This is a genomic window from Psychrobacter sp. TB20-MNA-CIBAN-0197, assembly GCF_040309765.1.
Classification (GTDB): domain Bacteria; phylum Pseudomonadota; class Gammaproteobacteria; order Pseudomonadales; family Moraxellaceae; genus Psychrobacter; species Psychrobacter submarinus.
In genome coordinates this window covers 1-236 of sequence record NZ_JBEOPC010001374.1, presented here as the reverse complement: position 1 = coordinate 236, position 236 = coordinate 1, and the positions used below count along the sequence as shown (strand labels likewise).

The 236-nt window shown below is 35.6% G+C and carries 1 protein-coding gene; it reads right to left on the bottom strand.

The window, feature by feature from the left end; genetic code table 11:
* Positions 1-236: efflux RND transporter permease subunit (locus tag AAEY83_RS18450; RefSeq protein ID WP_351061598.1), on the bottom strand; the 236-nt coding region annotated here is incomplete at both ends.

Sequence of the window (236 nt, the reverse complement as noted above, 5' to 3'; positions counted from 1 at the left end):
ATCGCAAACATCGTTAGCGTATTTATTGAATAACCAAAGGTGTATAAAATCCCAAATGTACCTAGTAAAACCACAGGTACGGCAATAGTTGGAATAAGCGTTGCCCTAAAGTTTTGTAGGAACAAATACATAACTACAAAAACCAGTACAACAGCTTCAATTAATGTATGAATAACTTTTTCGATAGATAACGATACGAACGGTGTTGTATCGTAAGGTATTACGGCATCTAACCC